The sequence below is a fragment of the Taylorella asinigenitalis ATCC 700933 genome (genome assembly GCF_000687755.1).
Classification (GTDB): Bacteria; Pseudomonadota; Gammaproteobacteria; order Burkholderiales; family Burkholderiaceae_B; genus Taylorella; species Taylorella asinigenitalis.
This window is the reverse complement of sequence record NZ_JHXN01000027.1, coordinates 1-2995: the sequence shown is the minus strand read 5'-3', so window position 1 is coordinate 2995 and position 2995 is coordinate 1. Positions and strand designations below refer to the sequence as shown.

Genomic DNA, 2995 nt, shown 5'->3' with positions numbered 1-2995 from the left:
TAATTGCCCGAGAGGCTTGATCCTATAACTTTATCAGTGTTATGGGTCGCTTAAATTAGAATATATAGAGAGAAAAACATAATAGCAATCTAAGACTCTCAACCCCACCTTGTAGTGCTTCTTCCAAATGGCTAAAGATAAAAAAAGCCATAACCAGTTTGTAGCTTGACGACAATAGCAAGGTGGCCCCACTCCTTCCCATCCCGAACAGGACAGTGAAACACCTTAGCGCCGATGATAGTGGGTGGACACCTGTGAAAGTAGGTCATTGTCAGGCTCTTTTATTCTTATACCCCTTATAAAAATAATAACAACCCTCCATATACTCAAAGCCCTCTAAGGTATCTCCTCAGAGGGCTTTTTTGTTGCTTAAAAGTAACAAATGATACAATTAAATTACAAAAACTAATTAGATGTTACTAGATGTCATAAATTTTAAAAGCGTTGTATAAAATTGTTAATTTTGATTGATTGGTTTGGGAGTTCAAAAGTGTTTTCGTCCAATGGTTTTATTGTTCGAGGTGTGGTTGCCGCAGTTTATTTGTCTTTGTTAGTAGCTTTTAATACAGCTTCAGCAGGTGTGGCTATTGATTCTGATGGAGCAAATAATGATGCTTCGGGTTCAGCTGCAGTTGCAATTGGTTCTAAAAATAAAGCAACCAAAGATAATTCATTAGCTTTTGGTACATTAAATAAATCAACTGGAAATAAGTCTATCGCTATTGGCTTTCAAAATGAAGCACTTAGGGAAGGAACTATAGCCATAGGAGACGGAAATGTTTCTAACGGTAATCACAGTGTTTCTCTTGGACATTTAAACAAAGTAAATGGTGATTTGTCATATGGTCTTGGGTTTTACAATCAGCTAAATGGAAATTATTTATCGGTCTTTGGTTTAGGTAACCAGGTAACAGCAAATAATACAGGTGCATTTGGTGAGCAAAATATAATTTTTGGTAGTAATTCATACGCTTTTGGTTTTTTAAACCAAATTAATGGTTCTGTAACTTACTCCTATGCTACAGGAAGAGAAAACAATATTTTTGCTAATTCATCTTATGTCTATGGCTATAAAAATACATTAAATAATGCTGCTGAGAATTCTGTAGTTCTAGGAAGGAATAATACGATTAATGCAGCTAACACTTTATCATTTGGCTCACACATAACAAACTCCGGAGGCAATTCATTTTTAATCGGTTCAAATATTACCAATTATGGAGATTCAAATCTTGTTATTGGCCGCTCTAATATTATATTAAGTAGTAATAGCATACTTATAGGTGATACTATTGCGGTAGCGTCAGGACAGTACACTGTAAAAATAGGCCATGAAGGTTATACAATGGGAGATAAATCTGTCGCAATTGGGTATAGTGCTTCAAATCACCAAACTGATATAACATCAGCTGTTGCCCTGGGTGCTTACTCCCTTACAAGTCGTGCAAAAGTTGAACCTAGCGATGTTTATTTAGGCAGTAATAAAGACGTAAAAGAAACAGTTAAAGGTAAATATGGTGAACTTTCCATTGGTAATCAAAATGGAACTCGACAAATAACTAATTTAGCAGCTGGTAAAGAGAATTCAGACGCAGTTAACGTAGCACAGCTCAAAACTGTTGTTTCAGTAGTTAATGCTCAAACTGCCGCTATAAACGAAAATACAGCTAACATTACACAAAACGCAGCTAATATAGCAACTAATGCTAACAATATCACTGCATTAGGAAATAGGGTTACGGCAAATGAAACCAATATAGGAACTCTTACTACCAAGGTTCAGGGAAACACATCAGCAATAACAAATTTAACAAATACAGTGAATCAAAATAAAACTGATTTAGCCACTCTTAAACCAAAAGTGCAGGCTAACACAGCAAAAATAGAATCCACTAAAACAGAGCTAACTCAAAAGATTGGTGCGGTTGAAACTAAAGCAAATAAAAACGAAATTGATATCGCAAATCTGACTGATAGAGTAGGTACCGCTGAAACAAACATAACTAACCTAAATCAAACTGTTACGAATGGATTAGCTGATGTAAATACAAAAATAACTGAAACTAATGATAAAGTCACCCAATTAGACGGTAAGGTCAACACATTAACTAATAAAGTTGAAGGTATGGATACTCGTTTGACTACAGCAGAAGGCGGTATACAGACTAATAAAAATGAGATTGAACAACTTAAGAAAAAACAAACCGAGAGCAATACGAATTTACAAAATCAAATCACACAAAACAAAGATGATATAGCAAATACCAATACTAAAGTTGATCAAAATATAACTAACATTGCTTCCAATAAAGAACAAATAGCAAAGAATAAAAAATCCGCTGAAGCAAATAAGGATGCCTTAGATGCCCATGAAACTCGCATTACTAACAACAGTAATCAAATCGCTATTCATGGTCAAAACATAGCTGACGTAAATACCAAAATTACAGTACAAGAAGCTGCAATCCAAAAAAATATAGATGATATTGCTGCAATCAAAACTGGTGGTGGAGTTGACCTTACTGCCATAACACAAAAAATAGATAATAACACTGCAAATATCCAAACTAATACAGAAGCAATTAGCAATCTAAATCAAAAAGTCGATGGCTTTAGTGGCCTAATTGCTTCTAATACAAGAGAGATACAAGATCTCAAAAAGGATATTGACGAAATCAGAGGTGAAATGAATGCGGGCACAGCAAATGCAGTAGCTGTTGCAAGTCTTCCTCAAGCTTACGCTCCAGGCCAGAATATGGTTGCTATTGGGGGGGGGGTCTCATAAGGGACAATCAGCTGTGGCGCTTGGATTTTCTACTATTTCTGATAGTGGAAAATGGGTACTGAAAGGAAATGTCTCTGGCAATGGTCGCGGAGATGTCAGTGTCGGCGTTGGTGCTGGATACACTTGGTAATTTTTTCTAATTAGCAAAGGGGTGGGTTTTGGCCCACCTTTTTTTATGCTATTTTTGTCCACCATAACTTGATTTTGATG

At 35.9% G+C, this 2995-nt stretch carries 2 protein-coding genes and 1 rRNA gene; all 3 read left to right on the top strand.

Translation table 11 applies throughout. The features are described from left to right. Positions 1–164 precede the first annotated feature (164 nt). The 3 genes from rrf to T432_RS08715 all read left to right on the top strand — a co-directional run bounded on the left by rrf (position 165) and on the right by T432_RS08715 (position 2915). Positions 165–277, top strand: a 5S ribosomal RNA gene (gene rrf, locus T432_RS0107620). Positions 278–490: 213 nt separating this feature from the next. Beyond that, complete coding sequence (locus T432_RS08720) at positions 491–2785, top strand: hypothetical protein (protein WP_028884777.1); 2295 nt, start codon at positions 491–493, stop codon at positions 2783–2785. Between the two features lie 13 nt (positions 2786–2798). Next, positions 2799–2915, top strand: coding sequence for a YadA-like family protein (locus T432_RS08715; protein WP_248646297.1), 117 nt, complete (start codon positions 2799–2801; stop codon positions 2913–2915). Positions 2916–2995 lie beyond the last annotated feature (80 nt).